17 protein-coding genes and 1 pseudogene are annotated in these 18,988 nt (G+C 63.1%); 11 read left to right on the forward strand and 7 right to left on the reverse strand.

Annotation, left to right across the window (positions count from 1 at the left end; genetic code table 11):
- Positions 1 to 256: 256 nt before the first annotated feature.
- From HV796_RS36315 to HV796_RS36345, 7 genes are read right to left on the reverse strand one after another with little or no spacing between them, the layout of a single operon-like run.
- Positions 257 to 1,186 (reverse strand): ribokinase, encoded by a 930-nt coding sequence (locus HV796_RS36315; protein ID WP_175232688.1) that lies wholly within the window; start codon positions 1,184 to 1,186, stop codon positions 257 to 259.
- Positions 1,183 to 2,034, reverse strand: coding sequence for a BtpA/SgcQ family protein (locus tag HV796_RS36320; protein WP_175232689.1), 852 nt, complete (start codon positions 2,032 to 2,034; stop codon positions 1,183 to 1,185). The genes HV796_RS36315 and HV796_RS36320 overlap by 4 nt, the downstream gene beginning before the upstream one ends.
- A 19-nt stretch (positions 2,035 to 2,053) precedes the next feature.
- Entirely contained in the window at positions 2,054 to 2,713 is a 660-nt protein-coding gene (locus tag HV796_RS36325) for a TenA family protein (RefSeq protein ID WP_175232690.1), read from the reverse strand.
- A gap of 26 nt (positions 2,714 to 2,739) precedes the next feature.
- Positions 2,740 to 3,738, reverse strand: coding sequence for an ABC transporter permease (locus tag HV796_RS36330; RefSeq protein WP_175232691.1), 999 nt, complete (start codon positions 3,736 to 3,738; stop codon positions 2,740 to 2,742).
- On the reverse strand, positions 3,735 to 4,502 hold the full coding sequence (locus HV796_RS36335; RefSeq protein ID WP_217478102.1) for an ATP-binding cassette domain-containing protein: 768 nt from the start codon (positions 4,500 to 4,502) through the stop codon (positions 3,735 to 3,737). Before HV796_RS36335 ends, HV796_RS36330 begins: the two co-directional genes overlap by 4 nt.
- Positions 4,503 to 4,522: 20 nt before the next feature.
- Entirely contained in the window at positions 4,523 to 5,467 is a 945-nt protein-coding gene (locus tag HV796_RS36340; protein ID WP_175232693.1) for an ABC transporter substrate-binding protein, read from the reverse strand.
- Positions 5,468 to 5,495: 28 nt separating this feature from the next.
- Positions 5,496 to 6,512, reverse strand: a complete 1,017-nt coding sequence (locus HV796_RS36345) for a LacI family DNA-binding transcriptional regulator (RefSeq protein WP_175232694.1) — start codon at positions 6,510 to 6,512, stop codon at positions 5,496 to 5,498.
- Between the two features lie 356 nt (positions 6,513 to 6,868).
- Here HV796_RS36345 and HV796_RS36350 point away from each other — a divergent pair, with 356 nt between their 5' ends.
- The 11 genes and pseudogenes from HV796_RS36350 to HV796_RS36400 all read left to right on the forward strand — a co-directional run.
- Positions 6,869 to 7,969: a phosphotriesterase family protein gene (locus HV796_RS36350; RefSeq protein WP_175232695.1), complete on the forward strand. Its 1,101-nt coding sequence runs from the start codon at positions 6,869 to 6,871 to the stop codon at positions 7,967 to 7,969.
- Between the two features lie 16 nt (positions 7,970 to 7,985).
- Entirely contained in the window at positions 7,986 to 8,753 is a 768-nt protein-coding gene (locus HV796_RS36355; RefSeq protein ID WP_175232696.1) for a glutamine amidotransferase, read from the forward strand.
- 252 nt (positions 8,754 to 9,005) lie between these two features.
- A complete protein-coding gene (gene hutC / locus HV796_RS36360) occupies positions 9,006 to 9,776 on the forward strand; it encodes a histidine utilization transcriptional repressor HutC (RefSeq protein ID WP_175232697.1) in 771 nt (256 codons plus the stop codon).
- Between the two features lie 665 nt (positions 9,777 to 10,441).
- Entirely contained in the window at positions 10,442 to 11,680 is a 1,239-nt protein-coding gene (locus HV796_RS36365) for a methylaspartate ammonia-lyase (RefSeq protein WP_175232698.1), read from the forward strand.
- Positions 11,681 to 11,750: 70 nt separating this feature from the next.
- Positions 11,751 to 13,388, forward strand: a complete 1,638-nt coding sequence (locus HV796_RS36370) for an ABC transporter substrate-binding protein (protein WP_175232699.1) — start codon at positions 11,751 to 11,753, stop codon at positions 13,386 to 13,388.
- Positions 13,385 to 14,800, forward strand: a complete 1,416-nt coding sequence (locus HV796_RS36375) for an MmgE/PrpD family protein (protein WP_175232700.1) — start codon at positions 13,385 to 13,387, stop codon at positions 14,798 to 14,800. Before HV796_RS36370 ends, HV796_RS36375 begins: the two co-directional genes overlap by 4 nt.
- The gene (locus HV796_RS36380) at positions 14,797 to 15,774 is read left to right on the forward strand and encodes an ABC transporter permease (RefSeq protein ID WP_175232701.1); all 978 of its coding nucleotides are present in this window, start codon (positions 14,797 to 14,799) and stop codon (positions 15,772 to 15,774) included. Before HV796_RS36375 ends, HV796_RS36380 begins: the two co-directional genes overlap by 4 nt.
- Positions 15,771 to 16,595, forward strand: a complete 825-nt coding sequence (locus HV796_RS36385) for an ABC transporter permease (RefSeq protein ID WP_175232702.1) — start codon at positions 15,771 to 15,773, stop codon at positions 16,593 to 16,595. Before HV796_RS36380 ends, HV796_RS36385 begins: the two co-directional genes overlap by 4 nt.
- Positions 16,596 to 16,598: 3 nt before the next feature.
- Complete coding sequence (locus tag HV796_RS36390; protein ID WP_175232703.1) at positions 16,599 to 17,498, forward strand: ABC transporter ATP-binding protein; 900 nt, start codon at positions 16,599 to 16,601, stop codon at positions 17,496 to 17,498.
- Positions 17,499 to 17,507: 9 nt separating this feature from the next.
- Positions 17,508 to 18,296, forward strand: coding sequence for an ABC transporter ATP-binding protein (locus HV796_RS36395; protein ID WP_175232704.1), 789 nt, complete (start codon positions 17,508 to 17,510; stop codon positions 18,294 to 18,296).
- 484 nt (positions 18,297 to 18,780) lie between these two features.
- A pseudogene (locus tag HV796_RS36400) lies at positions 18,781 to 18,988 on the forward strand (IS110 family transposase); the annotation flags it as partial.

Here is an 18,988-nt window from a genome sequence, read left to right on the forward strand (position 1 = left end):
CTCGTCCAACGGCTTCTTTGCCATGGCGCGTATCTCCATTCAATCCGTTAGAGATATAACGCGCCAGCATCGAATCGGTTGTCATGTTTTATGGGAAACTCAATAGTGACGTACGTCACCTATGAATCTGAATTCGGTTGTTTGCGGAGCGCGTTCCATTCCACCTGTCTCTTGGGGCCGCGAGCCAATTGCTTGATCGAATCTCCTTGCCATTGACACGCGAAGGCAGCATCAAGGACAGTCGAAGGCGAAGCATTCAATTCAGGGCTGCACGGTCCGAGACCTTGCGTATCACGCGCTGCATTTCCTCCGCGGATGGTATCGCCGAAAACGTGCCGGGCCGCCCAACCGTGATCGCCGCAGCGAGTTGCGCGCATTCAATCGCACGCAGGAAAGGCACAGCCTGCGTGCATAGCGCGGCCAGCACGCCGCAAAACACGTCACCGGCGCCTGACGTATCGATCGGCACGACCGGCGCGGCAGGCATATGCAACGGCTCGCCGCCGCGCACCACCAGCGCGCCGCGCGCGCCCAGCGTGACGATCACCCATCGCGGGCCTTGCGCGAGCAATTGCACTGCGCCTCGCTTAGGGTCGTCGACACCGGCGATCGCGCAAATCTCGCCTTCATTCGCAACCACGCCATCGCATAGCGCGAGCGCCGATGCGTCGTGCCAGCACCACGGCGCCGCGTTCACGATAACCGTGGCGCCCGCCGCGCGAGCATGATCGATCACTGCGCGGCTGCATTCGAGCGACAGATTGCCCTGCATCAGCAGCGTATCCGTCGCGGTGATATCGGCGACTTGCGCGACGAGCGCGGCCGCGCTCAGCGCACGCGTGCAGCCCGCAGTCGTGATAATGGCGTTCTCGCCGTTACGCGTGACCGTCAACACAGACAAGTCAGTCGGTAGCGCGTGGCGAACCAGACGTAACGCGTGCATCCTCTCCGCATCGAGACGCTCAGCAATATCCGCGCCTTCGCCATCGTCGCCGATGGTCGCGTGAAATACCACGGCGGCGCCTGCGCGATGAGCGGCCACTGCCTGATTCAGACCCTTGCCGCCGGGCGCACGCTGCATATGGTCCGCGAGAATAGACTCGCCGGCGTGCGGCGCCCGCTCGACCCTCAAGGTCAGGTCCGACACCGCATTGCCGACCACGAATAGCCGGTTCGGTCCGCTCATGCACGCGCCTTAGCGGCTTCTTTCATAAACGTCGCAACGCGGTCGCGATCGACGGGATTCCACCACACACCGTCCTGCTTCAGAAAACTCGCGACAATCACGGCGTCGGCGACCGTGAAAAGCTCACCGACATTCGACGGATTAACGCCGGACCCGATCACGACCGGCAGCGATGTGCCTTGCGCGATCGCGCGAAGCTCGTCCATCGTCGCGGAATCGCCGGTGCGCTGGCCGGTGACGATCGCTGCGTCGGCATCGAAGAACTCGACATCACGCGCCAGCTCCGCGAGCGAGCGGTCGGCGGTGATCGCGTGCGCACCATGTTTGACATGCACGTCCGCGAAGACGCGGATGTCCTGACCGCGCAAACGAGCACGATAACGCGTGGCCGCTGCGGCCGGCCCTTCGATAAAGCCCTCGTTCGCGACGTACGCGTTCGCCCACTGGTTGACCCGGATAAACGACGCGCCGGCCGCCTTCGCTACGGCGAGCGCATGCAGCGCGCCGTTCGCGAGCACGTTGATGCCGACCGGCAAGCCAACCGCGCGGCGCACTGCGTCAGTGACGACGGCCATGGCCGCGGCGGTTTCCGGTCCGAGGTCTTCAGGCTTCGAAAAGGGAATGTCGCCGTGGTTCTCGACGACGAGGCCGTCCAGGCCGAACTGCGCGTAGGTCCTCGCTTCGCCGACCGCGAAATCGACGATTTCGTCGATCGGCTGCCCCTCGTAACGCGGCGCGCCCGGCAACGGCAGGCAGTGAATCATGCCGAGCACCGCCTTGCGTGCGCCGAACAAGGTTTCGATCACATTGGGTTTGGTCTTGAAGACCGGTTGAGCGGGTGTATTCATGGTGTCGTTTTCGTTGGCATCAGGATAGCGTCAACGCGGCATAGCACGCGCTGTGAAAATCGATCTCGAGCGCGAGCACCTTACGGAAAATGGCGCTACTACGCGCGAAATCGAAGCGCTGCTCGGACCATCCGTCGACCTGGTCCTTCAGCCATTGCACCTGGCTGAGAAAGGTCGGCTCCGCATGCAGCGCGACCCACTCGCGAACAAACGGATTGCGGCTCGGCGTCTGATCGGCGCGCGTGCACCACGTGCCGTACATCCATTCGGCCGCGAGCATTGAGACGATCACTTCTTCATACGTGCCATTGCGCGCGATCTCGAGCATCCCCGAGTCGAATGCGGCGACGGCGGCGGGGAGCGGCGCGTCATCGTGCGCGGCCGGCAGGTTTAGCGCGGCGAGCGTGCGTTCGAAATAGGGCACCTGTTCGGTCGAAAGCGCGTTCAGCACGCCAATCAGCCAGTGCTTGTGCGCGATCGTATCGGCCTTGACCAGCGCATAGCCGAAAATCGCCATCGCGGTTTCGACGAACCGCCCTTCGTACGACAGATACCGTGCGAATGCTTCGGCGGGCAGCTGGTCGCGCTCGATGTCGACCACGAAGCGGTGTGCCTGCATCGCCTGCCATACGTCGGTGGCCGATGCGAGCAGACGCGCCGAATGGGTTTGCTGCGTCATGTGCGGATTCATTTGCATGGAGGTGCCTATTTCTTTGCCAGCTTGTAGTGGCCGAATACACGCGTGTTCAGCCAGATCGCACCGAGGATGATCACGCCGGTGATGATCTGCGTGAAAAACGGCGAGATATGCATCAGGATCAAGCCGTTGCCGATCACCGCGATGGTCAGCGAGCCGAGTATCGTGCCGACGATCGTTGCGCGCCCACCCATCAGCGACGTGCCGCCGAGCACGACGGCCGCGATCACATCCAGTTCGAAACCGACTGCCGCATTCGACGAGCCCGAGCCAAGACGCGACGCCAGAATCAGGCCCGCAACCGCCGACGCGAGACCGGTCAGCAGAAACACCGACGCCTTGATGCGCAGCGTCGGCATTCCGGCACGCCGTGCCGCTTCGGCGTTCGAACCGACTGCGACGACGCGCCGGCCGTAGCGCCCGCGATTCAGATAGATGTAACCCGCGACCGACGCGACCACCGCGATCAGCGCCGGCACCGGAATGCCGAACAGCGTACCGGTGCCGATAAAGTCAAAGCCGGTGCCCGGATCGATCGCGACCGAAAAGCCCTTGGTCGAATACAGTGCGATGCCGCGCAACGTCGTCATCGCGGCGAGCGTCACGATGAACGACGGAATCGCCTGGCTTGCCGAAATCCATCCTTGCAGCCAGCCGATCGCAGCGCCCAGCAGCAGCGTCGCGACCACCGCGACGGGCCATGGCACGCCATGCTGGATCAGGATCGCAACCAGCGCATTGGTCAGCGCGGCCATCGAACCGACCGACAGATCGATGCCGCCCGTCGTGATCACGAATGTCATTGCGATGCCGACCACGAGAATCGGCGCGAGCTGGCGCAATACGTTTAGCGCGTTGCTCGCCGTCAGAAAGTTCGCGCTGCCGAGCGAAAAGAACACGCAGCAGCCGAGGAAGAACGCGGCAATCGACAATACCTGCGCGTGGGCGGCGAAGTAGTCGCGCGAGCGCGACCCGAGTTCGCGTTCGGTGTACGGCGTGGTGCTCATCCGTGCCTCCTTCCGACGATCAACTGAACCAGATCTTCAAGCGTGGTTGCTTCGAGCCGCCGCTCGGCGATCTTTGTCCCTTCGTACATCACGGCAATCCGGTCGCATACGCGAAACAGATCCTGCAGCCGGTGCGTGATCAGCACGACAGCGACGCCTTGCGCTTTTACGCGATTGATCAGTTCGAGCACCGCGTCGACCTCGGCGACCGCCAGCGCAGATGTCGGTTCGTCCATGATCAGCACGCGCGGCGAGAACGATGCGGCGCGCGCGATCGCAATCGATTGGCGTTGTCCGCCCGACAGTTGTTCGACCGTGCTGTTCAGATTCGGAATGCGGATTTTCAGCCGTTCGAGCAGCGTGCGCGCTTCGGCCAGCATGCGCTTGCGCTGCAGCATGCCGCCCTTGCACAGTTCGCGGCCAAGAAACAGGTTGCCGGCCACGTCGACCGTGTCGCACAGGCTCAGGTCCTGATAGACCATTTCGATGTGGCGCGCTCGCGCATCGGCCGGGCCGGTGAAACGCACCTCGTTGCCCTCGACGTAGATCGCACCGTCATCGGGCAGATAGGTGCCGGCCATCACCTTGGTCAGCGTCGATTTGCCGGCGGCGTTATCGCCGATCAGCCCCAGACATTCGCCGGGGTACAGATCGAGATCGACGCCGCGCAGCGCCGGAAACGAACCGAAGTTTTTGCGGATGCCCTTCAGCGCCAGCACAGGCACGCGTGATGCGGCGGCGTGGGCGGCAGTGGGCGGTTGCATGATCGTTTGCGCGTTCATTGTCATTTCGCCGCGAACTGGCTGCGGTAGGCGCCGACGTTCGCCTTCGTCACGATCGTCAGCCGCGTCGCGACAACGGCCTGCACCGGTTTGCCGGTACGCGCGTTGTTCAGCGCGGCGATGGCGGCGCGCCCCATCGCCGCGGGGTCTTGCTGCACGACGCCGAGCACCACGCCGCGTTCGATGCCGCGAATCACTTCCGGCGCGAGATCCCAGCCAATCACCTTGACCTTGTCCGCGCGGCCCTGTGCCTGCACCGCCGCGATCGCGCCGAGCATAGCGGGCTCGCCGGTCGCATAGATCGCGTCGAGGTCGGGGTTCGCGGTCAGCAGGTTTTCAGCGGCGGACAGTGCGACATCCTGCGTATTCTGTCCGTCGACGACGCCCGCGATGGTCACTTTGCCGTTAGCCGCCAGCGCATCGGTGAAACCCTTCTGACGCGTGTTCTGGATCACCGAGCTGAGCGCGCCGACAATGCCGACGCGTGCGGTGCCATGCAGATTCTTCGACACGTAGTCGAGGAAATAGGCGGCCATCTGCTGCGCACCGACCGTGTTGTCCACGCCGACCTGCGCTTTCTGCGGTCCAGGCGGCAACACCGCGTCGATACCGACCACCGGAATGCCGGCCGTGCTCGCGTTGCGCAGTGCGCCGCGCACGGCATTGACGTCGATCGCGTCGATCGCGATGCCGGCCACTTTCTGCTGCGTGTAGTCGTCGATCGCATTCACCTGCGCGGACGACGCATCGTTTGCGTTGAACACGACCAGCTTCGCGCCCAGCTTCTTCGCCTCGTCTTCGGCGCCGCTGTGCATCTGGTTGAAGAACACCGCCTGCTGGTTGATCAGAATGAGCGCGTATGTCGGAGGTTCGGCGGCCGGCGCGCGTGCAACGAGACCGAACAGCACAGTACAACTGACAAATGCAATGCGTAATGTCTTGTTCATCACTACCTCCAAGGGGTTGAGCGTGTGGTCAATCGGATAACGGCGGGGCCACCGAGGCCCGTTTGATGAGTTCCACCGGCAGGCGGATTTCAGGTTGCGTCGCGTCGCCGTGTGACGCGGCCAGCACCAGTTCCACCGCGCGCGTCCCCATTTCAGCGATCGGCTGACGAATCGCGGTCAACGGCGGATTGAACAGATGCAGCGGTCCAGCATCGTCGAACACGATCAGCGACAGGCGATCCGGCACCGCGACGCCGGCGCGATTGAGCGCGTCGAGCAGGCCGAATGCGATTTCACCGCTCGATACGAATACCGCCGTCGGCGGCCGGCCAACGCTCAGCAGTGCACGTGCGGCGTCTTCGCCTTGTGCAGCGGAGTACGGCCCGTATAGCTCGAACGCGATTTCCGCGCCCGCTGCCGCAGCCGCGTCACGCAGGCCCGCAAAGCGCTCGCGCGTGCTGGCGAGCTCGGACGGTCCGCCGATAAATGCAATGCGCCGATGACCGTATGCGGTCAGATGCTCGCCGGCGAGCCGACCGCCGAGATAGTTGTCGCACAGCACTTTCGCGGATTGCACGCCGGGAATGTCTTCGTCGATCAGTACCAGACCGCGCGTGTCGTTCAGCGCCTGCGCGAGCTCGCTCGTGTGGTGATGCGCGCTGACGAAGAGCAGGCCGCTCACCTGATTGCGCCGCATCCTTGTCACGTATTGCAGTTCGCGATTCGCGGTGTTCGATGTCGCGCTCAGCAGCACACCGAACCCTTTCGCTTCCGCTGCCTGCTCGACCGACGATGCGAGCATCGCAAAGAACGGATTCGCGATGTCCGGAATCACGAGGCCAACCGTATCCGAGCGGCCGCGGCCGAGACTGCGCGCATGCAGGTTCGGCACATAGCCGAGTTGCCGGATCGCGGCATCGATGCGCTGCGCGGTGTCGGCAGGCAGCACGAGGTCCGCGTTCAGGTAGCGCGAAACGGTCGTCATCGACACGCCCGCTGTGCGAGCGACGTCTTTCAGACCGGGTACGAAACGGCGTTGCGTCACGCGTGCCTCATTCGAATCGGAAGTTGGAACGCGGCTTTGCGTTCCGGGTTGTAAAGCGCTTTACTTCGTTTGACCCGATTGAACGTGGCCATATCTCGCGTGTCAAGCACTTCAAAATAACGAATGCGTTGGTGTTTTCCCGAGGCGCGCAACCGTCGAATGTCGAAATTGCCCCTGATATCAGGCTTAAAACGAAGTGCGACATGACCATTCAGGTCACTGCCGTGTTTTTTATTTCATTGACAGCGGCCGCCATATCGACATAAGTTGTTGTAAAGCGCTTTACTCCGATGCGCGGCAAATGACTGGCAACCCGACGCCAGGCCGGGCAATGCGAGCGCACTGTGAGGTGATCGATGACCGAATCCCAACCTGCGTTTGGACTGGCCGATGCGACGCCGATCGGTGTCGACAGCGGCTATGTGATGACCGTGCGCGGCCGCGTGCCCGTCGGCGAAATGGGCGTGACGTTGATGCACGAACACATCCTGATCGACGCATCGAACAAGTGGGTGCCGGCGTGTTGCGGCGGGCGGCATATCGGCGAGGAAAAGGTGCATATCGGCATTCTCGGCGCGCTGCGGATGAACCCGTTGATGAACCGCGACAATTGCCGGCTTGTCGATGTGGATCTTGCGGTGGAAGAACTGATGAAGTTTCGCGAGCGCGGCGGCACGACGGTTGTCGATCCGACCAATATCGGCATTGGCCGCAATCCCGTTGCGTTACGGGAGGTCTCGCGTCGCACGGGGTTGCATGTCGTGATGTCGACAGGCTTTTATCTCGAGCCTTCGCACCCTGCGTATGTTCGCGAACGGACCGTCGACGAACTCGCCGAACAACTGAAGTTCGAAGTCGGCGCGCTCGATCGCAAGCCGGACGTGATCGCGGGGCTGATCGGCGAGATCGGCGTCTCGGCGGCTTTCACCGCGGAAGAAACGAAGTCGCTGCGCGCGGCCGCGCGCGCGAGCGCCGCCACGGGCGTGCCGCTTTCCGTCCATCTGCCGGGCTGGGTGCGGCACGGCCACCGCGTACTCGATATCGTCGAAGAGGAGGGCGCGGACCTGCATCACACCGTGCTGTGCCATATGAATCCCAGTCACGCGGACGTCGACTATCAACACGCGCTTGCCGCGCGCGGCGCGTGGCTCGAATACGACATGATCGGCATGGACTACTACTATGCGGACGAAGACGCGCAGTCTCCGTCGGACGAAGAAAACGCGCGAGCAATCCGTGCGCTGATCGATGCCGGCCACGTCGACCGGTTACTGCTGTCGCAGGACGTGTTTCTGAAGATGATGCTCACGCACTACGGTGGATTCGGCTATGGGTACATTCTCGAACACTTCGTGCCGCGCCTCAAACGTCACGGTGTGAGCGACGAGCAGATCGACACGATGCTGGTGACCAATCCGGCCCGTGTGTTCTCGCGCCGTACGCGTGCCGTCGCCTAACTCTCAAGGATGTCGAATGAAAAAGAAAGTGCTGCTGGCCGGTGAATCGTGGACCTCCACCGCCACGCACGCGAAGGGTTTTGACCAGTTCGCATCGATCACCCATCACAACGGCGCGGAGTCATTCCTTGCGGTATTCGAACGTGGCGATTACGCGCTGACGTATATGCCCAGTCACGATGCGCAGACACACTTTCCGTCGACGCTCGACGCACTCCGCGAATGGGACGCGGTGATCCTGTCCGATATTGGCGCGAACACGTTGCTGCTGCATCCGGATACATGGCTCAAAAGCCAGCGCACACCTAACCGGCTGAAACTGCTGCGCGACTATGTCGAGGCGGGCGGCAGCCTGATGATGATCGGTGGGTATCTGAGCTTTCAAGGCATCAACGGCAGCGCGAGGTTCCGCAACACGCCGGTCGAGGACGTGTTGCCGGTGCGCTGCCTGCCTTATGACGACCGCGTCGAAGTGCCGGAGGGATTTACGCCGGAATGCGTGACGCAACACCCGGTGCTCGAGGGCATCGATGGTCCATGGCCGCATCTGCTGGGCTACAACGAAGTCGAACTCAAAGCCGACGCCACGCTGGTTGCGCAGGTGCCCGGCACGAAGCACCCGCTGCTCGCCGCGGGCCACTTCGGCGCTGGGCGCACGCTGGCGTGGACCAGCGACATGTCCGTGCACTGGCTGCCGCCGGAGTTTTCGTCGTGGCACGGTTACGGGCGCCTGTGGCGTAACAGCCTCGATTGGCTCACGCGGCAAGAGGGTCAATCGCGCTGATCGCGTGGGGGCGCCGCACAGCACGAGTCATCGTGCGCCCGCTTGCGGGCTATGGTTTGCCGCACTGGTTGCGCGTGACAATCGGATTAGCCAAGGAGAATGAACGCTTTATCGTTGAATTGACCGCGATCTGCGAACGCGGAGGACTGCGCAGCGGCTATAGGGACTAACGCTCATGTCTAGACATTTGATATGTCTATACGATCGCTTTGGATCGTAGGGAAGTCGGGCGAGTCCAAGGAGATCATCAGCATGGCTAATCCTGCCGCCGAATCTGCCAAGACACGAAGTGATGAGCCGTTGCACCAGCGTATCCGCTCCGACATCGAGCAGCGGATTCTGTCCGGCGAATGGAATCCCGGCTATCGCATCCCGTTCGAACACGAACTGATGGTCGAATACGATTGCGCACGCATGACGGTGAGCAAAGCACTTTCGGCGCTCACGGAAGCAGGGCTGCTCGAACGGCGCCGGCGCGTCGGCAGCTTCGTGCGGCAGCCGGCTGCGCAGTCCGCGGTGGTTGCGATTCCGGACATCAAGTCGGAAATAGAAGCGCGCGGACAAGCCTACCGCTATGAACTCCTGTCCATGCGACGGCGCCGTGCATCGAAGCAGGATCGTGAGCGTATCGCGGTGCCCACCGGTGCGACCGTGCTCGCGGCGCTGTGCCGGCATTTCGCCGACGGCAGGCCCGCCGCGCTCGAAGACCGGCTGATCGTGCTGGCGCAAGTGCCGGAGGCCGCGCACATCGACTTTCGCACGGAGCCTCCGGGTGGCTGGCTGCTCCGGCACATTCCGTGGCACGTCGCGGAACACCAGATCTCCGCGCTCAACGCGACCGAGAAGATCGCGGCGCAACTCAACATCGATACGGGCAGCGCATGCCTCGTCGTCGACCGGCAGACGTGGCGACTCGGCGCAGCCGTGACGGCGGTACGCATCTGGTTCCCGGGTGACCTGCAGCGGTTGGTGGCGCGCTTTACGCCGTCGAGCACGACGCCCGACGCGCCTGGGCGCCGATAGTTTCACGTAGTTGCCCATAGTTGCCGATGCAGCCCGGCGCTCGCTGCTTTCGTTGCGCTTTCTATTTAAGAGTCCGTCATAATTATTTGTATAGACATAGGTGTTAGACCCTATTGGTTAACCTCCGAAATTGCTTAGCATTTGTATAGACAATTGAGAAGCAGATCTTCCGCCGGATGGCTCTTATCCGACTTCCATCCGCCTCTCACCCGCCTCTTGTCTGGTATCGAGTTGACGGACGAACGGGATCGCTTGTTTGGCTTCACGCGCAGGTATTGCAGTCTGCAATTCGCCATCCGGAATCGGTGGTCGTAACGGGTGGAGCAAGTCAAGTCGGCGCACAGCGCCAGCGGGGAGACAGGGAATCGTGAACATCTTCAGATCGGTATTTCATTCGAGCAGCCGCATCGCGCTCACCGCCGTTGTCTTTTATCCGTCAAGGATTCCTTATCTAATACCTTGACGACCTGAGCCGATGACCTCGCAACAGGGCACATCCGGCTTCAGGTTCTCTCCCGCGTCTGACACCGCTCCGAATGCCGGATCGCCGGCTACCGGTCGACGTTTGCGCGCGGACGCACAGCCGGAAGATTCTCCTGTCGTTGCGCGGCTCGCATCCGAGTTGACCGGTCTCCATCAATAACATCGAAACCAGGAGTGGCGTAATGCGGATTCGGGATGTGGTGTACGCAGTCGGACGTTCTGGGTATGTGAACAAGGATCTGGTGGCGGTCAAGCAGGGGGCGAAGCAGAACGGCATGGTCTACGAGGGTAAGCCGGCCACGCCCGGATACCGGCGCATCGTGCAGCCCGGCGCGATCATTTCGGTGATGCTGGTGCTCGAGAACGGCGCAGTGGCCATCGGCGAATGCGCGGATGTCATTTTCTCGGGGCTGGCGGGTCGCGATCCGTTGTTCGATCCTGCCGAACATCTGCCTGTGCTGGAGTCCACCGTACGCGAGTGGCTGATCGGCCGCACGGTTGATCAATTCCGCGCAAACGCAAACGAGCTTGACCAGATGCAGGTGAATGGCGATCGCCTGCACACGGCGCTGCGCTATGGACTCACGCAGGCGTTGTTGAGCGCAACCGCGCTCGGCCGCAACCTGACGATCGCCGAAGTCATTCGCGACGAATATGACTGTGCAATCCGCACCGAGCCGACCGATCTGCTCGCGTCGTGCCATCGCGGCGACACCCAGCAGCTTGACCGCATGATTCTCAAGCGCGCCGCGATACTGCCTCATGCGTCGTTCACGACCGCGGCCGATCTCGGCCCGGGTGGCCAGGTGCTGGTCGACTACGCACGCACCATTTCCACGCGGATTCGCGAGATTGGCGAAGCCGACTACCGGCCGCGCATTCATCTCGACGTGTATGGCACGCTCGGCGATCTGTTCGGCGACGACGTCGACACGCTGGTCACGTTTCTCGGCCGCGTGGCTGAAGCGGCGCAGCCATTCGAAGTGCTGATCGAGACACCGGTGATCGCAACGAGCCGCGCGGCGCAGATGGATATCTTCACGCGCATGCGCGCAGGACTCAAGGCGCGCGACATCAAGGTCGGACTGATCGCCGACGAATGGTGCAACACGCTGGAGGACATTCGCGAATTCGCCGACGCCCACGCATCGGACTTCGTGCAGATCAAGACGCCCGATCTGGGCGGCGTGAACAACACAATCGAAGCGGTGCTGTACTGCAAGCGCCACGGCATGGGTTGCTGTCTCGGCGGGACGGCGAACGAGACGGATCTGTCTGCGCGGATTTGCGCGCAGATCGGGCTAGCCACCTCGCCGGACTTCATGATGACCAAGCCCGGGCTCGGCGCCGACGAGGGCTACATGATCCTGACCAATGAAATGCTGCGCACGATCGCATTGATCGAGAGCCACCGCGCGTGATGAACCGGCCGCACAGACGGGGTCTTGCCGGCCCGGCTTGGCCCGTCTGCATAAAAAAACGGAGTGAGTGATGAAATTCTTGACGAGCCGTCTTGCGTGGCCGGGGGCAATCCGCCAATTGGCCACATGCACCGCAAGCATGCTTGCGCTCGCCGCGGCTTGCGTTGTGACGGGCGGGGCCGCCCACGCGCAAACGCCGCAGCGCGGCGGCACCGCGGTGATGGTGATCGGCACCGATCCGCTCAGCCTGAGTCCGGACACGACCAACTCGGTCCCGGACGTGGATACCAGTTGCCTGATCTATGACGCGCTGGTGCGCTTCGGCAAGGGCTTTGCGATCGTGCCGAGCCTTGCGCAATCCTGGACCATTTCCGCAGACGGCAAGACCTACACGTTCAAGCTGGTCAAGGCGAACTGGCAGGATGGCAAGCCGGTCACCTCGGATGACGTCAAATTCACGCTGCTCGACATCAGCAGCAAATACGGTCCGCGTTTCGCCGCGGCGGGCAAATTCATCGATACGATCGATACGCCCGATGCCCAGACCGTCGTGATTCATCTGAAGCAGCCGTTCGGCCCATTCCTGTTTTCGCTTGCCTGCGAGCAGAATGCGGCGATCATGCCCGCGCACATTCTGCGCGGCACCGATCTGCTGAAGAACCCGGCAATCCTCACTAACCCGGTCGGCGAAGGTCCGTTCAAGGTGGCCGACTGGGTCCGCGGCGACCATCTCACGCTCACGCGCAACCCCGACTACTGGATGAAAGATCAGCCGTATCTGGACCGCGTGGTGATCCGCACGATCCCGGATCCGTCGGCACGCATTCTGGCGTTGCGCGCGGGCGATGTCGATTTCGTCGTGCCCGACTATATGCCGCTAAGCGCCGTGCAAATGCTGCAGAAGATGCCGGACTTCAGCGTGCAACAGGTCAGCTACCCCGACAGCGACATCATCATCCTGAACACGAAGGATACGAAAGTGCCGGCGCTGACCAAGCCCGACGTGCGGCGCGCGCTGTATATCGCGCTCGATCGGACCTTCATCCATCAGAAGGTCTATTACGGTCTCGGCGGTGTTCCGCTCAGTTCGTTCGACACGCGGCTGTGGGCATACGACCCGCAAATCGACTACCAGAAGATGTACCCGTACGATCCGGCCAAAGCGAAGCAGATGCTGGACGCGGCGGGCTATCCGGTGGGCGCGGACGGCACGCGCTTCACGGTGCGCCTTGCGTTCGAATCGGACCGGCCTGAGTGGATGGAGTCGGCGCAGGCAATCCAGCGTTTCTGGCAGGCGGTTGGCGTGCATGTGGTGCTGGTCGGAGCTGACCGTCCGGTGATTCTCAAACAGGTCTATGCGGACTATGACTTCGATGCGACGCTGCAAACCTACACGACGCTCGGCGACCCCGCACTCGGGATTGCACGCACCTATGTGACGGCGTCGATCCAGAAAGGCACCACCTTCAACAACGCGTCACAGTATTCGAATCCGGAGGTCGACAAGCTGTTTGACGCGGGGCGCGATGCGAGCACCCAACAGGCGCGCGTGCCGCCTTACAACCAGGTACAGACGATTCTCGCCCAGGATATGCCCGTGCTGAACCTGCACCAGGCGCCGCAATATGCGGTTGCGAGCACGCGGCTGCACGGGCTGTGGCAGGCGGCCAATCAACAATGGTGGGGGAGCGTGTGGGCGTCGAAATGAAAGCCGGGCGGGTTGACCAGGCGGACTCGTCCGGATCGCTAAGCGAGCAGATGGCCGCCTACTGGTCGACTGCCCGTTTCGACGACCTGCCTGCTGATGTGATCAGACATGCTAAGCGTTTTTTGCTCGACACACTCGCCGCTGGCGTGGCAGGTTGCCAAACCGACGTCGTGCAGGCCGTGGTCGCGGCCATGCGTGCGGAGGGGCAGACGAGCGGCGCGGCCGTGCTATGGGGACGCCCGGACACGTTACCGGCGGGCGCGGCGGCGCTGGTCAACGGCACTGCGTCGCATGCACTCGAACTGGACGATTTCGGCGGTTGCGGCCATTCCGGCGCGGTCACCGTGCCGGCGGTGTGCGCGCTGGCCGAGGGCCGCACGGTCACCGGCAAGGAGGCGCTCGTCGCCATTGTCGCGGGCTACGATATTGCGTCGCGCGTGCTGGCTGGCTGCGGCGGCTACCGTCCGCACAACGCGCGCGGCTGGCATTCGACCGGCACCTGCGGCACGTTCGGCGCGGCCGCCGCGGCCGCGAAAGTGCTCGGTGTATCGGCGGACGGCTTCACACATACGCTCGGCATCGCGGGCACGTATACCGGCGGCTTGTGGGCATTCCTCGCGGACGGCGCGCTCGTCAAGCGCTTCCATCCCGGCAAGGCGGCGCAGACCGGCGTGAGCGCGGCGCTGCTCGCGCAGGCGGGGCTGACGGGCCCGCGCGAGATTCTCGATGCGCAGTGGGGCGGGTTCTATCCGACGTACGCGGGTGACGCCGCCACGCCGGAGCGCGCGATCGCCGGACTCGGCGAGGAATTTCATATCGTCCAGTCGGGCATCAAACCCTATGCGTGCTGCCGCACGCTGCATTCGTGCATCGACGCGGCGCTCCACATGGTGGGCGACGCGTCGGCGCCGAATCGGAACGCGCGTGACATCACCGGCCTGATCGTGCATGGCGATGCGCAGACGGTACGCCAGTTCCGTAACACGAAGATCGGGAACCTGCTCGACGCGCAGTTCAGCGCGCCGTATTGCGTCGCGGTTGCGATCGACAGCGGGCGCGCGACACTCGACCAGTTTCAGCCGCTGCGCAATGACGATGCCGCCATCCGGCGTTTGATGGCGATGACCGAAATCCGTGCCGATCGCACGCTCGGCCCGGCGGATTATCCGTCGCTGGAGGTTGTGTTTGCCGACGGCACCCGCGAACTCCGGGATGTGCCGTGCGCGAAGGGCGCGCCTGAGGCGCCGCTTGGCGACCGTGAAGTACTCGACAAGGCAAAGGTACTGCTCGAGCCCGCGCTGGGCGAGGCGGCGGCGAACGCGCTGATCGCCGCGGTCTGGGAACTCGAACGGCTCGACAATTTCTCGATCGTGACACAGTGGCTTCGTGTGTCCAGCGCCCGGAACGCATGATGACGAAATACTTTCTGTCTCGACTGGGGTGGGGCGCGGTGATCGTGCTGTGCATTCTGGTCCTGAACTTCCTGATCATCCATGCGGTGCCGGGCGATCCGCTCCAGGCGATGCTGGGCGATTTCCCCGTGCCGGTTGAATACGCGGCAAAGATCCGCGCCGAGTTCGGTCTTGATCTGCCGATCTGGACGCAACTGGTGCTTTACCTGAAGAATCTGTTCGCGGGTCAGCTCGGCTTTTCCTTCTCCAACCACGCGCCTGTGCTGCAGTTGATGCTGACGCGACTCGGCCCGACGTTGTTGCTGGTGCTGCCAGCGCTGGTGGTCGCGTCGCTGGTCGGCGTCGTGCTCGGCGTCGCCGCGGCGCCGCGCGCGGGCAGTGCGGGCGACAGCGCGCTCACCGCGGTCAGCCTGTTCGGCTATTCCGTGCCGATCTTCTGGCTCGGGCAACTGCTGGTGATCGTATTCGCGATCAGGCTCGGCTGGCTGCCGGCCGCCGGCATGTACAGCACGCGCGACGAATTCACGGGCTTTGCCGCGGCACTCGACATTTTCCGGCACCTGGTGTTGCCTGGTTTCAGCGTGACGATCTTCTACATTGCTGTCGTGGCACGGGTGGCGCGCGCGAGTGTGCTCGAAGCGCTGAATTGCGACTACGTGCTGACCGCGCGCGCCAAAGGTTTGTCGCGTCGCTATGTGCTATGGCGGCACATTCTGCCGAATGCGATGCTGCCGGTGGTCACCGTGATCGGCTACAACTTCGGCTATGCGCTCACCGGAGCGATTCTCGTCGAGACGGTGTTCGGCTGGCCCGGTCTCGGGAGCCTGTTCATCACGTCGATCACCAACCGCGACTACCCGGTGCTGCAGGGCATTTTCCTGCTCGTCAGCGTGTCCGTGGTGCTGACCAACCTCGTCACCGACTTCGTGTACGCGTGGCTGGATCCGCGCGTGCGCAGGGGCTACCTGAAATGAAAGCGTTTTTCGCCGGACTCTCGCGTCATCCGAGTGGCCTTATTTCGCTGGGCATCATCGTATTGCTGGTGGCGCTCGCGGTGAGCGTCCATCTGGTTCCGCACTTCGATCCGAAGGCGATGACCGACGACGTGATGGTCGGACCGTCGCTTGCGCACCTGTTCGGCACCGATGAACTCGGACGCAGCGTAGCCGATGGTCTTCTCGCTGGTATCCAGGTGTCGCTCGCGGTCGGGTTCTTCGCCGCATTCGGCGCGACGGTGCTGGGCGTCGTGATCGGCGCGTCGGCCGGGTTTTACGGCGGCTGGCTCGATGGCCTGACGATGCGCATCGCCGAATTTTTCCAGGTGATTCCCAGTTTCATCCTCGCCGCGCTGATCGTCGCGATGGTCGGCCCTGGGCTGCCGCAGATCGTTCTGGTGGTGGCGTTGCTGTCGTGGCCGCAGGTCGCGCGCGTGATGCGCGGCGAAGTGATGCGCGTGAAGCAGCTCGAATTCGTCGACGCGGTGCGCTGTCTCGGCCTGCGCGAGCGTCATGTGCTGGCAGGCGAGGTGGTGCCGAATGCGATCGCTCCGGTTCTTGCGGTCGGCACGCTGATCATCGCGCAGGCGATTCTGCTCGAAGCGTCGCTCAGCTTCCTTGGCCTCGGCGACCCCGAACTGATCAGTTGGGGGCGCATGCTCAATAGCGGCCAGCGCTTTCTGTTCAACGCGTGGTGGCTTTCGTTATTCCCGGGTGTCGCGATCTTCGTCACGGTGCTCGTGTTCAATCTGCTCGGCGATGCGGTCAACGACGTGCTCAACCCCCGAAAGAAGAGATAGGCCATGGGACTCTCCGCGCCAAGCGAAGGTGTCGGCAGCAGCGCTCCGATGCAGGTCGGCGGGAGCGCGCCGCTGATCGAAACAGACGGTCTGAGTATCGGCTACCGGTCGCGTGCCGGCGTGATGATGGCGGTGCAACGCGCGTCGGTTGTGGTGCGTCCTGGCGAGTCGGTCGCCTTGGTCGGCGAATCGGGTTCGGGCAAATCGACGTTCGCGCGGGCGATGCTCGGTTTGCTGCCGGAGAAGACGGGCAGGATCGAAGCCGGCCGTATCCTGATCGAGGGACGCGACGTTACGCGGTACACGACGGCGCAATGGGAAACGCTGCGCGGGCATCCGATTGCGATGGTGTTCCAGGATCCGCTGAGCTTTCTGAACCCGGTGATGCGGATCGGCAAACAGATCGCCGAAAGCGTGCGGCGCCACGATCCGTCGGTGCGCCGTGTCGAACCGCGGGTCGGCGAGCTGCTCGAACGGGTGCGCTTGCCCGCCGCCTGCGCGCGCGCGTTTCCGCACGAGCTGTCGGGCGGGATGCGGCAGCGCGTGCTGCTTGCGATCGCACTCGGTTGCCGGCCGCGCCTGTTGATTGCCGACGAGCCGACCACGGCGCTCGACGTGACGACGCAGGCGGAGATCCTCTCGCTGCTGCGCGATTTGCGGCACGAGCTCGGCGATATGGCGATGCTGCTGATCAGCCACGACCTCGGCGTGGTTTGGCACGAATGTGAACGAATCTATGTGATGTTCCGCAGCTGCGTCGTGGAGGAGGGGGTGACGCGCGAAGTGCTCGCGAGGCCCGCGCATCCGTATACCGCCGCCCTGGTCGAAGCCGCGCAGGCAGCGCGCAATGCCCAGGGGCAGTTCACGACGATTGAGGGTGAGTTTTCAACCGCACAGGACTGACGTTCGCCTATGACCACATCGACTGACGACGCGGCTCCGCTTCTTGTTCTTGACCACGTCACCAAGCATTTTCGCGCGGGTGACGGCTCGATGCTGCGCGCCGTGCACGACGTGAGCCTCACGGTTCATGCGGGGGAAATCGTCGCGCTGGTTGGCGAGAGCGGTTCGGGCAAGTCAACGCTCGGGCGTATGGCGCTTGGCCTGATGCAGCCGGATGCCGGCAGCGTGAGCTTTGATGGCCACGTGCTGGGTAGTCTGTCGTCCGAGACGTTCCGGCGGCTGCGCACCGGTATGCAGCCGATCTTTCAGGATTCGGCGGCTTCGCTCAATCCGCGCAAGACCGTGCAGGACATGCTGACGCAGGCGCTATGGATGTACCGCGGCGATCTGCAGGCACGCTGCATTACGTTGCTCGAGGACGTCGGGCTGCGTCCCGCGTCGACCTATCTGCGGCGCTATCCGCATGAGTTGAGCGGCGGGCAGCGGCAACGCGTGTCGATTGCTCGAGCGCTCGCGATGCAGCCGCGCCTGATCGTCGCCGACGAACCGTTGTCGGGCGCCGACGTGTCGATCCGTGGACAGGTGCTGAATCTGTTGCTTGATATCCAGCGGCAACGCTCGGTCGCGTATTTGATGATCACGCACGATATTTCGATTGCGCGCGCGTTTGCCGATCGGGTGGTGGTGATGCATAAGGGCGAGATGGTTGAGGCCGGTGTCGCGGCGGAGGTGCTGGAGCGGCCTGTGCATGCTTATACGCGGCGGTTGGTGGCTGCGGTGCCGATGTTGGGGGGGTGATTGATGGTGCGGCTCTCTGAGGATCTTCGCAAAGCGATTCCACGCTTTAATGTGGCGATGCGTCGCTGGAGACGGTAGATAAAACCGTATCCGCGCTGGTTGCGCGCAGCGTCACCAGCGATCAGCATGTCATGCCATCGGCAAGTCGACGGATAGGCAACCACGACCCCGCCACCCACAGACAGATCGGGCAAACGCTATGGCAAAGCGACGATGTGGTAAATCGTTTAAGGCCTTTGCGAGATCGACGCGATGCCCTGGCAAGGGATGTCTTGATTGACTGGGTCGCACGACGGACTCCGGCTGCACTATTTGACATAATATAAATTATCAACGGATTGGGTGTAGGCGCCAAATTGTAATGTCGCATCTGAGCCAAATACAGATGTCGCCTCCCGCCTTAACGGGCCGTCCGGCGCCGCAATCCTGCGGCCAGAGCGTGAGACATTGGTGGTTCGGCAATCCTGCCACCAAGGAGAACCAGATGGAACCCACGACCATTGCCATCGATCTGGCTACGCGCGTTTTCCAGATTCACTATGTCGAGTCCGGGACCGGCGCGATTCACAGCAAGGTCCTCAAACGCGCCCAGCTCGTGCCGTTCTTCGCCAACCGGCCTGCGAGTCGCGTCGTCATGGAGGCCTGCGGCAGCGCCCATCACTGGGCCCGGGTCCTCGCGCGGCTCGGCCACG

The sequence above is a fragment of the Paraburkholderia humisilvae genome (assembly GCF_902859855.1).
GTDB classification, from domain to species: domain Bacteria; phylum Pseudomonadota; class Gammaproteobacteria; order Burkholderiales; family Burkholderiaceae; genus Paraburkholderia; species Paraburkholderia humisilvae.